The following is a 16,448-nucleotide window of genomic DNA, read 5'->3' as shown; positions in this document are numbered from 1 at the left end:
ACTTACTCTTTACGATTCTTCTTCACTGATTTAACCGCCATAATGCCAAAGCCAATAAGTAACAATAACGGCAATAGCCAAAGTACATAGGTTTTAGCATTTAATGGCGGTTCATATAAAACAAAATCGCCAAAACGATGCGTCATGAAACTCACGACCTCTTCATCAGTCTTTCCCGCTTTAATTTGCTGATACACTTCTAAACGCAGATCTTTCGCTATCGGTGAATTTGACTCAATTAAGTTTTGATTTTGACATTGTGGACAACGTAAGCTTTTTGCCAAGGCGATCGCTTGCTGTTGTTGCTCTAAAGAATCAAACTTAAACAGTTCTACGCTTTCTATTGTCGCTTTGTCAGCGGCAACAAATAAACTATTATTGCTATCCAATGATGCATTAACGGAAAAGACGGAACATAAACAGAGTAATGACACCAATAGATTAAAAAAACGCTTCATTATTTCTCCCCAAAAAAATCCACAAACTCACGTTGCCATTTTTTCGCATCTAAAGCGCCAGTAAAGCGATGCAATATCACTCCTTTCTGATCAATTAAGAAAGTGGTCGGCGTACCAAAAACACCTAAATCCATTGCGAGCGATCCTCTTGGATCAAAAATCACCGCTTGATAAGGACTGCCTGTTTGTTCTAATACTTGTTTAGCTGCAATGCGATCATCTCTATAATCCAAACCGATAATATTCACACCCTGCTCTTTTAATTGATGTAAAAACTGATGTTCTGTTTTACAAATACCACACCAAGAGGCCCACACATTAAGTAATGTTAACGGCGATTTTTCAAAAAGAGACTCTGTTAATACGATTGATGTATCAGTTAATTCAGGTAATTCAAACGCAGGAATAGGTTGCCCTACCATTGCGGTTGATGTTGTCGATTCTTTTGTTTCTAATCCTGTCAGTAACAAGATAAAGACAATCGCACATACACCAACGGCGATCCCTATTTTTATTGTTGATTTCATGAATAATTACTCTTTCTTTTTACCATAGCTAATACACCACCAAGCGCCATCAAAATAGACCCAAACCAAATCCATCGTACATACGCTTTATATTGTAAACGTAATGCGAAACTGCCGTCTTTTAATTTTTCGCCTAACGTCACGTATATGTCACCATGCCAAAACCAATACATTGCAGGCTCACTCATGTTCATTACACGAACTTGATAATGACGACGCTGCGGCTGGACCATGGCTATTTCTTTGCCATTTTCACGTATCAATAGATTTGCCTGTTCTGCGGTGTAATTTGAAGCAACCAACAGCTCGGTTTCTTTATAAGTGATCTCATAATCGGCTAATTTAGCGGTTATGCTCGGTTCCATTTTCGCACTGCTTTCAAAAGAGTGTTCACTATTCATCGCTGCACCAATCATCACTATCGCAATACCAATATGAGCGATAACCATTCCTATCGCTTTGCCTTTGGACTGTATCAGCGACCAAATAGACCCCATTACTACAGCGAAAGCTAACACCCAAACCAAGCTAGGAATTACTGCGATATTTTCATATTGAACACGATATATTCCTAGCCCTAGCACAATAGAAATCAAGCTTGAAATAACGATCTTCTTGGTATTTGCATTTGTCGCTTTTCCTTCCCAACGAACAAAGACCGACACGGCGATCATGAACAAAGCAACAATCGCCATTGGCACAAATAACAGATTAAAATAAGGCGCTCCAACGGAGATATTTCCTAATCCGAAAATTTGGAAAATCATAGGATAAAATGTGCCAAGTAATACCGTGATTGTTGCGATTGAAAATAAACCTGCGAGCAATAAAAATAGAAAATCACGACTGATAAAATGACGAATAGGTTGGCTATTTAACTGTCTACTTTTGAATGCATACAGAGACAAAGAGGCCAGCATAACCACAAACAAGATCAGAAGAAGAATGATCCCACGAGTTGGGTCCACCGCAAAGGCATGAACCGAAGTTAATACCCCAGAGCGAACAACAAACGTCCCTAAAATACTCAAACAAAATGTCACTAACGACAGAATCATCGACGTTTTTAAAAGTTGGTTTTTCTTATCACTCGCGATTAAGGTATGCAGTAAACCCGTTGCGGTTAACCAAGGCAACAAAGAGGCGTTTTCAACCGGATCCCAAAACCACCAACCGCCCCAACCGAGCTCATAATATGCCCACCACGATCCTAAACTGATCCCTGCGGTCAACAATGACCACGCTAATAGTGTCCAATGCCTTGCGTGTTTAACCCAATATTGCGGTACGTCTTTCATCATCAACGCAGCAAGTGCAAATGAAAATGTCGCGGCAAATCCGACGTAGCCTAAATACAATAATGGTGGGTGAAATATCAATCCAATATCTTGCAACATTGGATTCAAATCTCGACCTTCTAATGGTGTGTTAACGTAAATAATGAAAGGATTTGAAGCAAATAAAGTAAAGGCTGAAAAAATAGCAATTAACGCATTAAGCACCAACAAAACTCGAATAACGTATTCTGTTTGTATGGTTTTTCGATTAAGAGTTATGACACCTGCCCATAACGTTAAGGTTAATACCCAGAACAATAATGACCCTTCATGCCCTCCCCAAATCGCGGCCACTTTAAAAAAGACAGGTAAATCAGAATTAGAATGCTCGGCAATATATCGAATAGAAAAATCATCGATGTAAAACCCATAACCTAATGCAGAAATAGACAACAAACAAAAAATACAACTGAGCAGAGAAAGTGGCAATATCGACATTTGCCACAAGATATTCCCTTTCACGATTCCGTAGCTGGTAGAAATAACACCCACAACAGACAGCACCATCGTTGCTATTAACCAGAACTGACCTATTTCAGCAACCATAATGCTCCACGCATGTATTTTTATTCGTTAATAGTCACGATGCTGCTTATAAAAACAGCATCGCGACACTTCATTATACGACGGTCATTTGTCCAGCATAGAGAACAAAAGTACGTAGCATTAATACCCCAAGCAAACTTAATGAAGTCACAACAAAGATAAACCCTTTACCATGTGTGACTTCTTTAGGTGCAAACGCATTGAGCGCCAATGGAGCTATCATTCCTAAGCCAATCACACCAACCCAGAACCATATCCCCCAAAAACCACCACCAATTGCTGCCCAAGCCGCTACTTCACCTTGGCCTCCACTGAAGATCAATCCAGTAAAGAACGTGATAATAACAAACAATTCAAACAACACGACTGGTCGTTCAAAGTTATGTATCCATGACACTGAAGGACTCTTACTCGGCTCATTAAACCCTAAAATACCAAACAGCAAACACGCCGCGGCACCAGAAGATAAACTAGAGAACAAGAATAGAATCGGCAATACCGGATTATTCAACATTGGGTAGGTTTGTAATGCGGACAATAAAAACCCAGTATAGGCAGCAAGCATTATTGCAAGAATACCTAAAAACAATTCTAACGCATTTTCAAACTTCTCTATTTTCAACAAAATAGCATCAATAAAAGTGAACTTCCCTTTTAAAAATCCCATGATATCTTTGCGAAAAACAATCCCAATCCAAGCAAACAATACGACCATGTAGACTTGGAATAAAACCACCCCCATCGACATTACCGAGGTTGGGTTAAAGTAGATCATGATTTTCCAAAATGCTAACGGTTTTGTTAGGTGGAATACCAAAATCAGCAAGCCGACAATAATGCCAAAAGGCGCTAAAATCGCCATGGCTTTTATAATGCCGTTATGCGCAGGATCTCCTTCAATGACGTTACGCTTCAAATACAGTGAAATCATCACCGCACCAGCAGACATACCCGCTAAGAAAAGATAGATCGCAATGATCCAATCCCAAACTAAGGAGTCAAAATTAAACGCAGCTTCCCATGCACTCATCTTAAATCTCCCCTCTTTGGTTTGGGATCTTAAATAACTTAGGCTTAGTGCCTAGATCCACTTTGTCTCGATAAAATACGCTATTGCTTAATACCGCATTAATCTCACTGTTTTTATCGTTCAAGTCACCAAAGATCAGTGCTTTTGTTGGACACGATTCAACACACGCAGGCTGTTTACCTTGAGCTAAATTCGTCTCTCGACAAAAATCACATTTATCTGCAGATTTAGTAACAGGGTTAAAGAAACGTACTTGATAAGGACACGCCGCTAAACAGTAGCCACACCCTACACATTTCTCGTTATGGACATCGACAATACCAGTTGCTTCGTCTTTATAAGCAGCGCCTGTTGGACACACCATTACACAAGGTGCATTTTCACAGTGTTGGCATGACTTACGCGTAAAGCGATAATCGACATCAGGGAACTCTCCGCGCGGTTCGCTACGGATAATCTCTAATCGAGAAACGCCTTCAGGCACACTGTTCACTTCACGGCACGCTTCGGTACAGGCAGTACAACCAATACAAGCCGTCTCATCATGGACCATACCATAACGTTTTGCACCATCTTCCATCGAATAAGCCAGCGTTTTTTTACTGCTGATTAATGACGTAGTTGCGACTCCGGTAGTAAAGATAACCGCACCCGAGCCCGCTAAAAAATTTCGTCTAGAACAACTCATACTATTCTCCTAGCTTATTTTCTTTCTGATTAAAATCAGCGTGGCAGTCAACACACATCTTTATCTTTGAGGAATGATCAAAAGAAAGTACCGCTTCTTTTTCTCCATGTACAATATGACAAGATGAACAGGTTAGATTTTTAGCGTGAACGTCATGCGTCCAGCTATCATCACGTAAATCTTCTGAAGTGTGGCAATCAATACACTGGCTATTAGCTTGTAAAATTTCATCAAACGAAAGGATCACTTTTTCCGTGCCTGTTTTTGATTGTGCTGCAGAATATTTGGTTACTTGAGGTGCGCCTTCTCGGTGATCAGGCCCAATTGATTTATGACACTCAACACAGTTCACATCACGTTTAAGAATGGCAAATGCATCTTCTCCGTGTGATCCTTTGAGTGTTTCTTTTTCGTCTTTATGACATTGAGTACATGCGTAGTCGCGGTCACGAATTAACGTCACTTCATATGGCGTCGATGAATTAGCCTCAATTTGGGGCGATTCATCTGCTGCAACATTAAGAGACAAACCACAGAGACAAAATGCGAAGAGTAGCTTCAACATTGTGGCCATGGCTAAATTAACTTTGCCCATGTTATATCCTTCCCTTTCCGATTTTATTTTTGCCTGATTTATCGAAAAATCATGGAGCATAAAATAAAATGGATGAGTTATTGTATTGATGAAGAAATAAACTCTTCATTGAAATCAATTCTCATTGGATAGTTAGCCACAACGCTTAACAAGGGTATCTTATAGATAAATGTATCAAAATAATACAAATTGTATCTTATAAAACCACTCTTCTACCACTTTTGTGATATGCCGCAAATTTACTTATCTCACTGTTATTTAAGACAAATAAGAACCATTATTAATAAGATGCATTTAATTTAATACTTTAGTGGTACATGTATTTATTGGTGATATAGATCACTTATGTAACTTGATGTAAATCAATACATCCTCCGATGGGAAAATCACCATTCCTTATCTACGATATACTTCTTCTGTTTCCAATTCTGATTGATAGTCGCTCTCACAACGCTTGGCTAATTCATAATAAGAATATTGGAGATACCAACAGTGAAAAAGCAATGGACCCGTCGTTCAGCCGCTGCAATTGCCATGGTGACTACGTTATTACTAAGTAGCCACAGCTTTGCCGCTTCTGAAAAAACAGAGCGAGTTGACCCTCGCAACGAAGCATATGCAAAACAACACGCCGATCAATATGAATCTTGGCGTCCCACATCAGACAGCGTACAAATTGAAGATGCTTTAGCAGAAGATCCAAACATGGTCATTTTATGGGCCGGTTATGGGTTTGCTAAAGACTATAATAAAGCCCGTGGCCATTTCTATGCCATTGACGATGTACGTGAAACTTTACGTACTGCAGGCCCCACCGATGAAAACTCAGGTCCCATGCCGATGGCATGTTGGAGTTGTAAAAGCCCCGACGTTGGTCGTGTTATTGAAGAGCAAGGCGAAGATGGCTATTTCTCAGGTAAATGGGCACGTCTAGGCAGTGAAATTCAAAACCCAATTGGGTGTGCCGATTGTCATGACACTCGCAGTGAAGAGTTCAAAAATGGTGGCCCTGCTTTAGCCATCACAAAACCTCATGTTGAACGTGCAATGAATGCGATTGGCAAGCCTTTCGATGACCAATCTCGTTTAGATAAACAAGCCTCTGTTTGCGGTCAATGTCATGTTGAATACTATTTCACAGGTAAGACTAAAGCCGTTAAGTTCCCTTGGGATAAAGGGACAACCGTTGATGAAATGGAAGAATACTACGACGAAATTGGGTTTAGTGATTGGACACACAAAGTATCTAAAGCCCCTATGCTAAAAGCACAACATCCAGGCTATGAAACATGGCGAGAAGGCATTCACGGTAAAAACAAAGTGGTTTGTGTTGATTGTCATATGCCAAAAGTGACAAGAGAAGACGGTACGGTTTACACCGATCATAAAGTGGGCAACCCATTCGATCGTTTTGAAGATACTTGTGCAAATTGTCACACGCAATCAAAAGACATGCTTCGTGAAATCGTTTCTAGTCGTAAAGCTCAAGTTTTAAAAATGAAACTAACCGCTGAACGCCAAATTGTCGCGGCACATTTTGAGGCAGGTGCAGCATGGGATGCAGGCGCAACTAAAGAAGAAATGGCACCTATCCTACAAGATATTCGCCACGCACAATGGCGTTGGGATTATGCAATCGCTTCACATGGCATACACATGCATGCACCTGAAGTAGCATTAGAAGTATTAGGTTCGGCGGTTGATCGTGCCGCAGATGCTCGAACTAAATTGGTTCGACTGCTTGCGAAAAAAGGCATTACTGATCCAATCGAGATTCCTGATATTTCAACCAAAGCTGCTGCTCAAAAAGCACTAGGTATGGATATGGAAGGCATGGAAGCGGAGAAAAAACACTTCTTAGAAACCGTTGTTCCTAAATGGGATCAACAAGCAAAAGAACGTGAAGCCGCAGATTACCACCCCCTATAAATAAGGCGAAATAACTCACGCTTTATGCAATAACAAAAAAGCCGACAATTCATAAGAATGTCGGCTTTTTATTTGTCTCTTTTCTTGTTAAATACGACGATTAACGACGTGCTTGCATTAATTGCTTAGCTTGGTTAATCGAATTAATAATTGTCACTCTGTCTACATCAACACGTTCAGAATCTAAAATCTTTTGCCATGCATTGATTGCTTTTTGATAACGGAAAGTTACAAAATGATCAGAAGCAATTAACGTTAAAGCCGCTTGATTGTATTCATCTAACGCTAACGCTTTATCGAGTAATGTTTCAATTTCTTCATCAAGTAATTGAGAATGTAAATAATATTGAGTCGTTGCCTTTGCTGCGTATTGGTTTGCAGTTGGCTCCTCAGTTAATCGAATCGCATAATCAAAACAAATATTGGCTGGTTTCAATTCACCATTAAGTAAATAACCTTGCCCGATTTCAAACCATAAGTCCGCATTATTTGGTGATTCTTTAAGCTGGTCTTCTAAATGTCTCATTTTGTCGCTATACGACAATGGACCTAGAGGTTCAGTAATTAAGGTATTATCAACCGCGTACTTTTCTGGTTTTAAGCCTGATGAAAAAACAACTATCATACTCACTACAACCACAAAAATCATCCATGCCGGATTTAAAGACGTCGCATTACCACGGCTAAAAAACCACCACAATACGGCGGCGATAAGAACAAAACTACACAACATCATAATTATCATATTTTTGTACTCAAAACTAAAAACGAGACGATCGTAAAGTAAATGAAGAGTGATAGCAATGATCACCATCATTACCTTAATCACAAAAAAAGCCTCAGACCTGCTGAAGCTTTTTTATCGTGTGATTAAACGGTCAATTAATTTGGTGGAAGTAATCTCATACCAATACCAATGCGACTGTGATCATAATTATAATCAATCAGCGTCTCACCATACCCCGTCCAACCTTGTACATAGAGACCGACAAACTGGTTTACATAAAGTGTATACGCCGCCTCTACGCCACCTTTATCGGTAGCAAAGTTGTAATGGAATCGTGTAGAAAATTCACCAATATCATTACCGACTTTTAGCCACACATCATAAGGAGCCATAAAATCATTAATGTCTTCATTGTTTTCTTCGTCGCTGAACACATACCATGCACGAACACCGTATTGCACTGGGCCATCAAGACGCTCTAATCCAGTATAAATACGATCCCAACTGCGTGATAAACTCGATGTTTGACCATTTGATTCATGCATATAACCAAATTCTGCACTATTAAAAATCAGCATGTTTGATTGATGCATAACAAAAAACTGAGGCTTATAGTTCGTTTCTCTAAAAGGCGATGAAATCTCGCTATTCCCTAGTTGCCATAGCGACTTTTGCGTATAAGAGAACATGAATGAAGTGCTGTTATTAATTTGAACGATCGGCACCGCTAAAGAAAACTGAAATTTCACTTCCACATTTTGAAGGCCATCAGCGTCTTCAAAGCCTCCTGAAATGTATTCATCTTTGTTGATACTATCGGTGTAACTTCCTAATAAATAGCTGTCTTCATAACCAGATATACGATTAAGCGCTTTTGCAGATGTCATAAAGGGTAGAGCCCATGCAATTAATAGCATCCATTTTTTCATAATTAACCTTTTGTCAGTAACTTGCCTTTAATCACTAGTAAAGCAAAAATCATACCTATAATGACACAAGCGTTCCATTATTAATTATTTAATATCAATGACTCGGCTCGCTTTCTTATATTGAATTTTCCACCCCGTCCAACTAGGTAATTCCCACCGCTTTAACTCCCCTTTTCGTCCTCCCGTTTTGTAATGAAGGACTAATCGCTTACTAAAAGGAACATATTCTACCGTTAAAGCGAGTTCAGGCAGCAGCACCTGTTGCGGGTACTTCGTCATAAACTCATCCCACTCCCATTCAGGTATCCCGTTAAAGATAAAATCACTCTCATCAAATAATTCCATTTCATCCAAGGAAGTAATGCCGAGCTCGCCTAATTGTGCAGTAAACCAAGATTCAAACGTCAATTCATTTGCTTTTTTGTTGCCATTTAATTGGCAATACAGTGTCCAAGCGGCAAGTTTTGTCTCAATATCATGTCTAAATCCTGGAAATAATTGCCCTTTTTTCACTTGACCGACGATAGCCGGAATACTCGCTTCATTTTCAGGTTCGCAATAATCGGTATGTATTAAACGATTGGCATAATAATGATGGCGCTCTACTTGTAAAATATCACCATGAGAAACAAGTTCACCCATCTGAATTTCTGCCAGTCCAGCGTCAATAAGTAATGCCATATCAATCGGAGTAAGCACCGTTGCAATCGTCATCACTTGTTTACTTCCTCGGCCTGGAAGTGAAAATTGATCGAAGACGATCGCAGCTTCTTCCGTTTGAGAAAAGACACTCTCGCGACCAAGAACCACTTCTTGATATCCATTACCAAAGGCTTCTCTGCGTTTCTTTCTACGCACATAAACAAGCTCTGGCAGCTTATGTAACCTGAATTCTGGATAAAACATGCTTTAAGCGAGGATTAGTTCAAATTCACATTCTGATAGCTTAATTCGTGGCTTTTGTTTTTTTAAACAATAAGCCACAACGCCTGAAATTACATTTAGCATGAAACCAGTCACGCTACGATGACGGCTATGTTCAATTTGAGAGATATTCTTCAATTGGTCATTTATCGTTTCGATAATGTATCTCTTTGATAACATAGCCTTATCAAAAGCACTTATCTCTTTTGCTTTCATGTTTTTTCGCGAGGTAGTCACTAAATCGACATCAGAGTTCTTTAAGCTCTCACTCAACTTTTTACCTATGTACCCTTTATCAGCGTACAATTTCCCCGAGAGTTCTTTGCATAAATCAGGTACAGGAGTCCTATCATTTACATTGCCAGCTGTGATTTTCAGCGAAATAATTTCTCCAAGATGGTTAATCAATAAATGAAGTTTGAAGCCGAAAAACCATCCCATGGTACCTTTTCCTCTTTTCGCAACACCATCAAAGACTTTATGGCGAGGAATTCGAATGTTATGGCATACTTTAAGACTCGTGGAGTCAACAAAAGCAATGCCAGTCGGCTTACCTTTGATAGATTGAAAATAGGCACACATTGGGGCGATTAGGCTAGGCATTTTGCTCACAAATCGAGTGTAGCTAAGTAAATTTGGAAAGTATCCTTTCCAATATTGATGAACTAACCCGATATAGAAGTTCTTGAAATCTCTATGATTTGATTGATGAAAAGCGATGACAATAGTCATACATTCACTAGTAGACATTACTGACTGACGTTTTCTTTTTCTCTCACTAGCCTCAACAAGGTATTTTTCCCATTGAGATAAGAATTGATAACAAAAATCATCGACATCACAAAATATATCAACTAATTTATTCATCTTGCCCACCTTTTAAAATACGTTCAAATAATTCTTGGTCGAAAGATCTGATCGTTAGGTGGGCAATTAGTTCAGCCTTATCCAGAATTCAGGTTAACTATTAAAATCAGCACCTTTCCATCGAGTTTCAATCGTAGGATTAAACCACCAATCACCAGATTCAACCTCTGCACCTATTTTAAATGTTAAGTACGATCGGAACTCAGGGTCAACCATTACGCCAGAATCAATATACCATTCATCATTAAAATGATAACGAGCTTGAATACCAGTATCTACAACATCCCCACCCACTTGATTCTGCAGTTCTTTAGGCAAATCAAAATAACGTAAGCGCATCAACGCACTTAGTTGCCAATCACGGTACTGATATAAATAAATTCCACCTTCCATACCATTAATAAAGACATAATCATTCTCAAAAAACATCATTGGAATAAAAGTGGATACCGTCTCAATATCGGTAGCATAAGGAATACTGGCTGTTCGGATTACCGCGGCAATACCCCACTGTTTTTCTTTTTCTGATATAATATCTGTATTCTCTGTATTTTGATGGCCCGAAGCATATACACTAGGTATATTCATTATTTGAAGAAATAATAAACCAATGAATGGTAAGGTGAAAATGCGTTTGAACAAAAGCGATAATCTCTAAATTAGGGGGGGATAAGATAACCAATTGATATAATATTATTTCAATCAACTGTAGATTTTCAGTATAGTGTCGATAACGTTTATAGTAATCAAAGTCTTGAGAAAAAATGTGAAAATATCAGAACTTATACAAGTTTTACAAACAATCCAAGAAACAACAAGTGATGACTTAGAAGTTGTGACTGGCGAAGAATGGTTTCCAGAACAATTACTTGAATCTAATGTAAATCACAACATGGCTTTTTTAAAGTTTGACCGTATGCCAAATGATATTCCGAGCGAAATTGATGCCAGAGGTTTTTTTGAGCATGAAGAATTACTTATTAAAAATATAATCAATAAAGTAATTTTCAGTGAATTAGAACCCGAAGAGATGGTAGAAAAACTAGCTACGATGCTTTTTTTCAGCCACGAAAATATCAGCTCTGATGTCATTGAAGCCTTTAGCCAAGAAATAAAATAATTATCATCGGCCAAATTCAATAATAAAAAAGTAGGTACTGAGCCTACTTTTTTATTATCTACGCTACATAGTGACTAGAATGGATACCAGAATAACGACGTTTCCATCACTCTTTTAGTAATCGCCATCACGACAATGAATAGTAAACCGCTAATGACCCATACATCGATGTTCGTCATCGCTTTTTCACTAAACCACGTTCGACTTTTTCCTCGACCAAATCCGCGTAACACCATTGCGTTTGATATTTCATCCGCACGATCTAAACTTGAGAAAATCAATGGCCCTAATATTTTTGCGATATTACTAATGCGAGTAAACACCGGAACATTTTTAGATAGATCGACACCACGAGCTTGCTGGGCGTGCATTATATTAACAAAATCACTTTTTACTTCAGGTAAATAACGCAATGTTAAACTCACGGCATAAGCAATTTTATACGGTAATCCAAGTCGATTTAAACTTGCAGCAAACTCCGTTGGATGCGTTGTAAATACAAATACCAACGCAATTGGGAACATACTAAAATATTTCAGTGTCACCGTAATAAGATAAAATAACGTTTCTTGTGTTACCACATAGCTCCCAAAAATAGGAAATAATACGGTTGTAGAACCCAATAATTCATTACCCTGATTTGGAGCCAATAGAAACATAAAAATAGCATTCATACTAAGTACAGATGCCGTTCCTATTAGTAACGGTTTATACGTAGTTAAAGGCACCTTTGTTTCTTTTAATAACCATAAACCAAACAAAATCAGTGGGATAATAATACGGAGATCAAACGTAGTTAATACCACCGTAATCCAAGCAATAAACAATAAGAATTTAGTCACCCCGTTTAAACGGTGCAGCCATGTATCTAAATCCACGAAATTAATACCGAAACTTTGTTTTTTAGTGGACATTCTTATCGCTCTCACGCTCAGTGCTAATAAACTGATTCATAAAGCCCGTTATATTCTTTATGCCTGCTTTATTAACCAGCTCATACAAACTGGTCACCGTCAAATTGGCTTTATCTAATAATTCTGGTTGGCTAAATATAGAAATAACGCGGTCATCCGCAACACAATGGCTATCTGCAATCACAATGGCACGAGTGGTATGCTCAAGCACTAAATGCATATCATGAGAAATGATAATCACTGTTAAACCCAACGTTTGGTTCAGCTCGTTAATGAAGTGAAGCATTGATGTATAATTTCGATAATCTTGACCTGCCGTTGGTTCATCAAGGATCAATAATTCAGGTTCAAGAACAAGAATTGACGCGATGGTCACTCGTTTTTTCTGCCCGTAACTCAATGCATCAATAGGCCAATGACGGAAACGACGTAATCCACACAAATCTAATGCTTTTGTTACTTTACTCTCAATCTCTGCCTCAGAGAGGCCGCTATTAACTAAGCCAAATGCGATTTCATCAAAAATCATGTGATGCGAGATCATATGATTTGGGTTTTGTAAAACAACGCCCACTTTTTGGGAGCGTTCAGAAATGGATAATTGACTTAAATCTTGTCCATTCAAACTGATCGAACCCAGATCCGGTTGTAAAACACCCATGATCAATTTTGTAATGGTTGACTTACCTGAACCATTTTTACCTAAAATTGAAACAAATTCGCCTTTGTTTACATTAAAAGAAATATTATCTAATGCGTTAACGTCGCCATCATAAGAATAAGTTAAGTTATCAATACAAAGTAATGCTTCTGTTTTACTTTCAACAAGAGCATCACTGTCGGTATTTACAAACCATTGGTTCATACTTAACGCTATTTTTTGACTATCTAATGATGAAAGCTGACTGATGTGCGGCTCTTGAGATATATCAAACCCACTGGATTTTAATGCAGAGATATAAAGTGGTTCACGGATACCATGCTCAACAAGCAGTGATGTTTGCAGCAGTTTATCAGGGGTTGTATCTGCAACAATCTCGCCTTGATCCATTAAGATCACTCGATCGATAGAACGATGTAAAACATCCTCTAAGCGGTGCTCAATAATAATAACCGTTTTGCCACGATTTTTATGAAGCTCATCAATGATCTCAATCGTTGCCTTACCTGTTTTAGGATCTAGGCTTGCCAAAGGTTCATCAAATAATAGAATATCGACATTATCGACCAGAATACCACCCAATGACACACGTTGCTTTTGACCACCACTCAAATCATAAGGTGACTTTTTAAGTAGTGCGGTCAAATCTACCATTTTGGCAACATCGCGAACAACTGGGTACATTTCAGCTTTTGAGATCATTTGATTCTCAAGTGCAAAGGCAATATCTTCCCCAACCGTTAATCCAACAAATTGACTGTCTGTATCTTGTAAAACAGTACCCACATTCTCAGTGTATTGTTCGATTTTCCAATCAGCAACATCGCATTCATTAATGAACAGTTGTCCTTCTACCTCACCTTTAATTGTGTGAGGGATTAAGCCATTTAAACATTGACCTAATGTTGATTTACCGCTGCCACTTGGCCCGATAATCACAATCTTTTCGCCTTGTTCTATCCTTAGATTGATATTTTTAAGCGTCGGTTTATCCTGTGACGCATATCGAAAAGAGAAATTAGAAAAGGTTACGCTCATTAATTATTGAGCCTCTGTTAAATGAGTACTTTGTTTCTTACGTTTGGCTAAATTTGTCAAAATAAAGTAACCAACAACAGCAATAAGCACGGTATTACCTGCAGCAATAATACAAAGTTGAGCGAATACTTTTGTAAATGGTTCTGCATAAAGAACGGTGTCTAAAAATGCAGACGTCCCATAACCAATCACGTTACCAACAAAGGCCAGAACAACAAAAATAAAGAAGTCTTTTTTATCAAATAAACCTACTTCAATTCGTCTCTTAGTCAAGATAGGAAATAAGCCAATAATCATACCAACAATGCCAGAGCCTAATATCCATGTTAGCCACACTCCCCACCCTGCAAATAAGTCCGTAACCCAGTGGCCAATAAAACCAACTAAGAACCCTACAATTGGCCCATACAATACAGAGAACAACGCTAGAACAGCCATTGCTGGTTTTAAGGTTGTATTAGCAAATACAGGAATACCAAACATAGGTAGACCACCGATGCCATAAAGAGCAGCACCGATAGCGATAACGACGACAGTTTTAGCAGAAAGGTTCATAATGTTCGCCTTGAAGCAAAAATGAGATTAATAATGAGGCGCGAATTATACAGTAACTCAAGCGGTTTGGAAATATTTACATCTAGACGGCTGTAATACTAAACCACGGATATATTGAATAAAATCAATGTGGAATTACAGGCAAGAAAAAAGGCTTATCATTTCTGATAAGCCTTCTTAAAAGATGGTGCCCCGGGCCGGACTTGAACCGGCACAGCGCGAACGCCGAGGGATTTTAAATCCCTTGTGTCTACCAATTCCACCACCAGGGCACGCAATTTAATGCGATGCTTCTAACCATGTTCTCTATAAATAGAGAGGCTGACACCATCTGTAATTATCGCCTAAGCAATAACTTTTAATTCTGTATTAATAAATGGAGGCGCCTCCCGGAATCGAACCGAGGTACACGGATTTGCAATCCGCTGCATAACCACTCTGCCAAGGCGCCATCTCTCTTACGGGGCTTAATGTAACCGATTTAAAAAAAGAGTCAAACAAAAATTGTGTTTTTTATTTCGTTTGAATACTTTGCCATCAATCCGTACATTATTCACCCTAAGATGATGAAAGCAAACTTATTTTGCTCGCCATACTTTAATAGTCGACTGCGGTTTATCTTGATCTTTACCCTCATCTCTTCGTTGAGAGTACGATTTACCAAAACCACGATCTTTCGATTCTTCACGGCGTTTTTGACTAAATGTATTATTCGAATGATGATTACGTCCAGAACTTGCCTTTTTGATGGTCCTAATTTTCCCATCAACTTCTTTCACTTTACGTGACGCTTCTTCTGTCTTACTTGATGTACCAATCATATTATTGATTTGTTCCATCTCTGAAGCCGTTAAATAACGCCATTCACCAGACGCAAGTGTGCCTAAGTCAATATTCATAATTCGAACGCGTTTAAGTTTAAATACTTCATAATCTAAGTATTCACACATACGACGAATTTGACGATTTAAACCTTGCGTTAACGTAATTCGGAAAACAAAACGTGATTCTTGTTTAACCTGACAAGGTAGCGTTACGGTATCTAAAATAGGAACACCCGCCGCCATTTGTGCTAGAAAGTCATCAGTAATAGGTTTATCAACACGAACGACATATTCTTTTTCATGCGCATTGCCCGCACGAAGAATCTTATTAACGATATCTCCATCACTGGTTAAGAAAATCAAACCATCAGACGGCTTGTCCAATCGACCAATAGGAAAAATACGCTGTTCGTGGTTAATATAATCAATAATATTACCTTCGACATGACGTTCGCTTGTACAGGTAATACCGACTGGCTTATTGAATGCAATATAGATACGTTCTTGCTTTGCTTTCAATGGTTTTCCATCAACCAGAACATCATCACCTTCAGCTACTTTTGTACCCATTTCAGGAACGTTGCCATTAATAGTAATTCGCTGCTGATCAATCAATTTATCAGCTTCTCTTCGTGAGCAATAACCCGTATCACTAATGTATTTGTTTAAACGAGTTAGTTTAGGTTCTGGTGATGTCATGGTGTACCTCAAAAAAATGAACAGCCGGAGTGTATCAGAAACTTTAAAAAATAAATAAAAAAAGCGCTCTAGACCGTAGT

At 38.6% G+C, this 16,448-nt stretch carries 17 protein-coding genes and 2 tRNA genes; 2 read left to right on the top strand and 17 right to left on the bottom strand.

Going from position 1 to position 16,448, the window contains the following annotated elements; translation table 11 throughout:
• Positions 1–2: 2 nt before the first annotated feature.
• The 6 genes from nrfF to nrfB form a co-directional block, all read right to left on the bottom strand.
• The gene (gene nrfF, locus VSAL_RS10550; RefSeq protein ID WP_012550560.1) at positions 3–458 is read right to left on the bottom strand and encodes a heme lyase NrfEFG subunit NrfF; all 456 of its coding nucleotides are present in this window, start codon (positions 456–458) and stop codon (positions 3–5) included.
• Entirely contained in the window at positions 458–985 is a 528-nt protein-coding gene (locus VSAL_RS10545; RefSeq protein ID WP_012550559.1) for a DsbE family thiol:disulfide interchange protein, read from the bottom strand. The genes nrfF and VSAL_RS10545 overlap by 1 nt, the downstream gene beginning before the upstream one ends.
• Entirely contained in the window at positions 982–2,868 is a 1,887-nt protein-coding gene (locus VSAL_RS10540; protein ID WP_012550558.1) for a heme lyase CcmF/NrfE family subunit, read from the bottom strand. The genes VSAL_RS10545 and VSAL_RS10540 overlap by 4 nt, the downstream gene beginning before the upstream one ends.
• Before the next feature lie 73 nt (positions 2,869–2,941).
• Entirely contained in the window at positions 2,942–3,898 is a 957-nt protein-coding gene (gene nrfD / locus VSAL_RS10535) for a cytochrome c nitrite reductase subunit NrfD (RefSeq protein ID WP_012550557.1), read from the bottom strand.
• Between the two features lies 1 nt (position 3,899).
• Complete coding sequence (nrfC, locus tag VSAL_RS10530) at positions 3,900–4,586, bottom strand: cytochrome c nitrite reductase Fe-S protein (RefSeq protein WP_012550556.1); 687 nt, start codon at positions 4,584–4,586, stop codon at positions 3,900–3,902.
• A gap of 1 nt (position 4,587) precedes the next feature.
• Positions 4,588–5,181 carry a cytochrome c nitrite reductase pentaheme subunit gene (gene nrfB / locus VSAL_RS10525; RefSeq protein ID WP_012550555.1) on the bottom strand — a complete coding sequence of 198 codons (594 nt, stop codon included), beginning with the start codon at positions 5,179–5,181 and terminating at the stop codon, positions 4,588–4,590.
• Between the two features lie 492 nt (positions 5,182–5,673).
• Between nrfB and nrfA the strand changes: the two genes are divergently transcribed.
• Entirely contained in the window at positions 5,674–7,110 is a 1,437-nt protein-coding gene (gene nrfA / locus VSAL_RS10520; RefSeq protein WP_012550554.1) for an ammonia-forming nitrite reductase cytochrome c552 subunit, read from the top strand.
• A 100-nt stretch (positions 7,111–7,210) separates the two neighbouring features.
• Here the strand turns inward: nrfA and VSAL_RS10515 are convergent, their stop codons facing one another.
• The 5 genes from VSAL_RS10515 to VSAL_RS10495 all read right to left on the bottom strand — a co-directional run bounded on the left by VSAL_RS10515 (position 7,211) and on the right by VSAL_RS10495 (position 11,199).
• Positions 7,211–7,855 carry a formate-dependent nitrite reductase complex NrfG subunit gene (locus tag VSAL_RS10515; protein WP_012550553.1) on the bottom strand — a complete coding sequence of 215 codons (645 nt, stop codon included), beginning with the start codon at positions 7,853–7,855 and terminating at the stop codon, positions 7,211–7,213.
• A 137-nt stretch (positions 7,856–7,992) separates the two neighbouring features.
• On the bottom strand, positions 7,993–8,766 hold the full coding sequence (locus VSAL_RS10510; protein ID WP_012550552.1) for a phospholipase A: 774 nt from the start codon (positions 8,764–8,766) through the stop codon (positions 7,993–7,995).
• Positions 8,767–8,850: 84 nt separating this feature from the next.
• A complete protein-coding gene (locus VSAL_RS10505; protein ID WP_049940388.1) occupies positions 8,851–9,672 on the bottom strand; it encodes a hypothetical protein in 822 nt (273 codons plus the stop codon).
• Positions 9,673–9,675: 3 nt separating this feature from the next.
• Positions 9,676–10,557, bottom strand: a complete 882-nt coding sequence (locus VSAL_RS10500; RefSeq protein ID WP_012548944.1) for an IS982-like element ISVsa6 family transposase — start codon at positions 10,555–10,557, stop codon at positions 9,676–9,678.
• A gap of 93 nt (positions 10,558–10,650) precedes the next feature.
• On the bottom strand, positions 10,651–11,199 hold the full coding sequence (locus VSAL_RS10495; protein ID WP_231850834.1) for a MipA/OmpV family protein: 549 nt from the start codon (positions 11,197–11,199) through the stop codon (positions 10,651–10,653).
• Between the two features lie 124 nt (positions 11,200–11,323).
• On the opposite strand from VSAL_RS10495, the gene VSAL_RS10490 reads away from it, so the two are divergent.
• Complete coding sequence (locus VSAL_RS10490; RefSeq protein ID WP_012550551.1) at positions 11,324–11,677, top strand: VC1380 family protein; 354 nt, start codon at positions 11,324–11,326, stop codon at positions 11,675–11,677.
• A 74-nt stretch (positions 11,678–11,751) separates the two neighbouring features.
• Here VSAL_RS10490 and VSAL_RS10485 read toward each other — a convergent pair whose 3' ends face one another.
• The 6 genes from VSAL_RS10485 to rluF form a co-directional block, all read right to left on the bottom strand.
• The gene (locus tag VSAL_RS10485) at positions 11,752–12,591 is read right to left on the bottom strand and encodes an energy-coupling factor transporter transmembrane component T family protein (RefSeq protein WP_012550550.1); all 840 of its coding nucleotides are present in this window, start codon (positions 12,589–12,591) and stop codon (positions 11,752–11,754) included.
• The gene (locus tag VSAL_RS10480) at positions 12,581–14,290 is read right to left on the bottom strand and encodes an ABC transporter ATP-binding protein (protein ID WP_012550549.1); all 1,710 of its coding nucleotides are present in this window, start codon (positions 14,288–14,290) and stop codon (positions 12,581–12,583) included. Before VSAL_RS10480 ends, VSAL_RS10485 begins: the two co-directional genes overlap by 11 nt.
• Before the next feature lie 3 nt (positions 14,291–14,293).
• Entirely contained in the window at positions 14,294–14,845 is a 552-nt protein-coding gene (locus tag VSAL_RS10475) for an ECF-type riboflavin transporter substrate-binding protein (RefSeq protein ID WP_012550548.1), read from the bottom strand.
• Between the two features lie 185 nt (positions 14,846–15,030).
• Positions 15,031–15,117: transfer RNA gene (locus VSAL_RS10470), tRNA-Leu, on the bottom strand.
• 105 nt (positions 15,118–15,222) lie between these two features.
• Positions 15,223–15,296 (bottom strand) — tRNA-Cys (locus tag VSAL_RS10465).
• 127 nt (positions 15,297–15,423) lie between these two features.
• Positions 15,424–16,368 (bottom strand): 23S rRNA pseudouridine(2604) synthase RluF, encoded by a 945-nt coding sequence (gene rluF / locus VSAL_RS10460; protein ID WP_012550547.1) that lies wholly within the window; start codon positions 16,366–16,368, stop codon positions 15,424–15,426.
• Between the last annotated feature and the right edge of the window lie 80 nt (positions 16,369–16,448).

The sequence above is a fragment of the Aliivibrio salmonicida LFI1238 genome, assembly GCF_000196495.1.
Taxonomy (GTDB): Bacteria; Pseudomonadota; Gammaproteobacteria; order Enterobacterales; family Vibrionaceae; genus Aliivibrio; species Aliivibrio salmonicida.
The sequence above is the reverse complement of the archived record's forward strand: the minus strand, read 5'-3'. Positions and strand labels throughout refer to the sequence as shown.

What these genes read in the sequence shown, in the direction of transcription:
- nrfF (WP_012550560.1), bottom strand. Translation starts at nt 458, where the DNA reads ATGAAGCGTTTTTTTAATCTATTGGTGTCATTACTCTGTTTATGTTCC.
- VSAL_RS10545 (WP_012550559.1), bottom strand. Translation starts at nt 985, where the DNA reads ATGAAATCAACAATAAAAATAGGGATCGCCGTTGGTGTATGTGCGATT.
- VSAL_RS10540 (WP_012550558.1), bottom strand. Translation starts at nt 2,868, where the DNA reads ATGGTTGCTGAAATAGGTCAGTTCTGGTTAATAGCAACGATGGTGCTG.
- nrfD (WP_012550557.1), bottom strand. Translation starts at nt 3,898, where the DNA reads ATGAGTGCATGGGAAGCTGCGTTTAATTTTGACTCCTTAGTTTGGGAT.
- nrfC (WP_012550556.1), bottom strand. Translation starts at nt 4,586, where the DNA reads ATGAGTTGTTCTAGACGAAATTTTTTAGCGGGCTCGGGTGCGGTTATC.
- nrfB (WP_012550555.1), bottom strand. Translation starts at nt 5,181, where the DNA reads ATGGGCAAAGTTAATTTAGCCATGGCCACAATGTTGAAGCTACTCTTC.
- VSAL_RS10515 (WP_012550553.1), bottom strand. Translation starts at nt 7,855, where the DNA reads ATGATAATTATGATGTTGTGTAGTTTTGTTCTTATCGCCGCCGTATTG.
- VSAL_RS10510 (WP_012550552.1), bottom strand. Translation starts at nt 8,766, where the DNA reads ATGAAAAAATGGATGCTATTAATTGCATGGGCTCTACCCTTTATGACA.
- VSAL_RS10505 (WP_049940388.1), bottom strand. Translation starts at nt 9,672, where the DNA reads ATGTTTTATCCAGAATTCAGGTTACATAAGCTGCCAGAGCTTGTTTAT.
- VSAL_RS10500 (WP_012548944.1), bottom strand. Translation starts at nt 10,557, where the DNA reads ATGAATAAATTAGTTGATATATTTTGTGATGTCGATGATTTTTGTTAT.
- VSAL_RS10485 (WP_012550550.1), bottom strand. Translation starts at nt 12,591, where the DNA reads ATGTCCACTAAAAAACAAAGTTTCGGTATTAATTTCGTGGATTTAGAT.
- VSAL_RS10480 (WP_012550549.1), bottom strand. Translation starts at nt 14,290, where the DNA reads ATGAGCGTAACCTTTTCTAATTTCTCTTTTCGATATGCGTCACAGGAT.
- VSAL_RS10475 (WP_012550548.1), bottom strand. Translation starts at nt 14,845, where the DNA reads ATGAACCTTTCTGCTAAAACTGTCGTCGTTATCGCTATCGGTGCTGCT.
- rluF (WP_012550547.1), bottom strand. Translation starts at nt 16,368, where the DNA reads ATGACATCACCAGAACCTAAACTAACTCGTTTAAACAAATACATTAGT.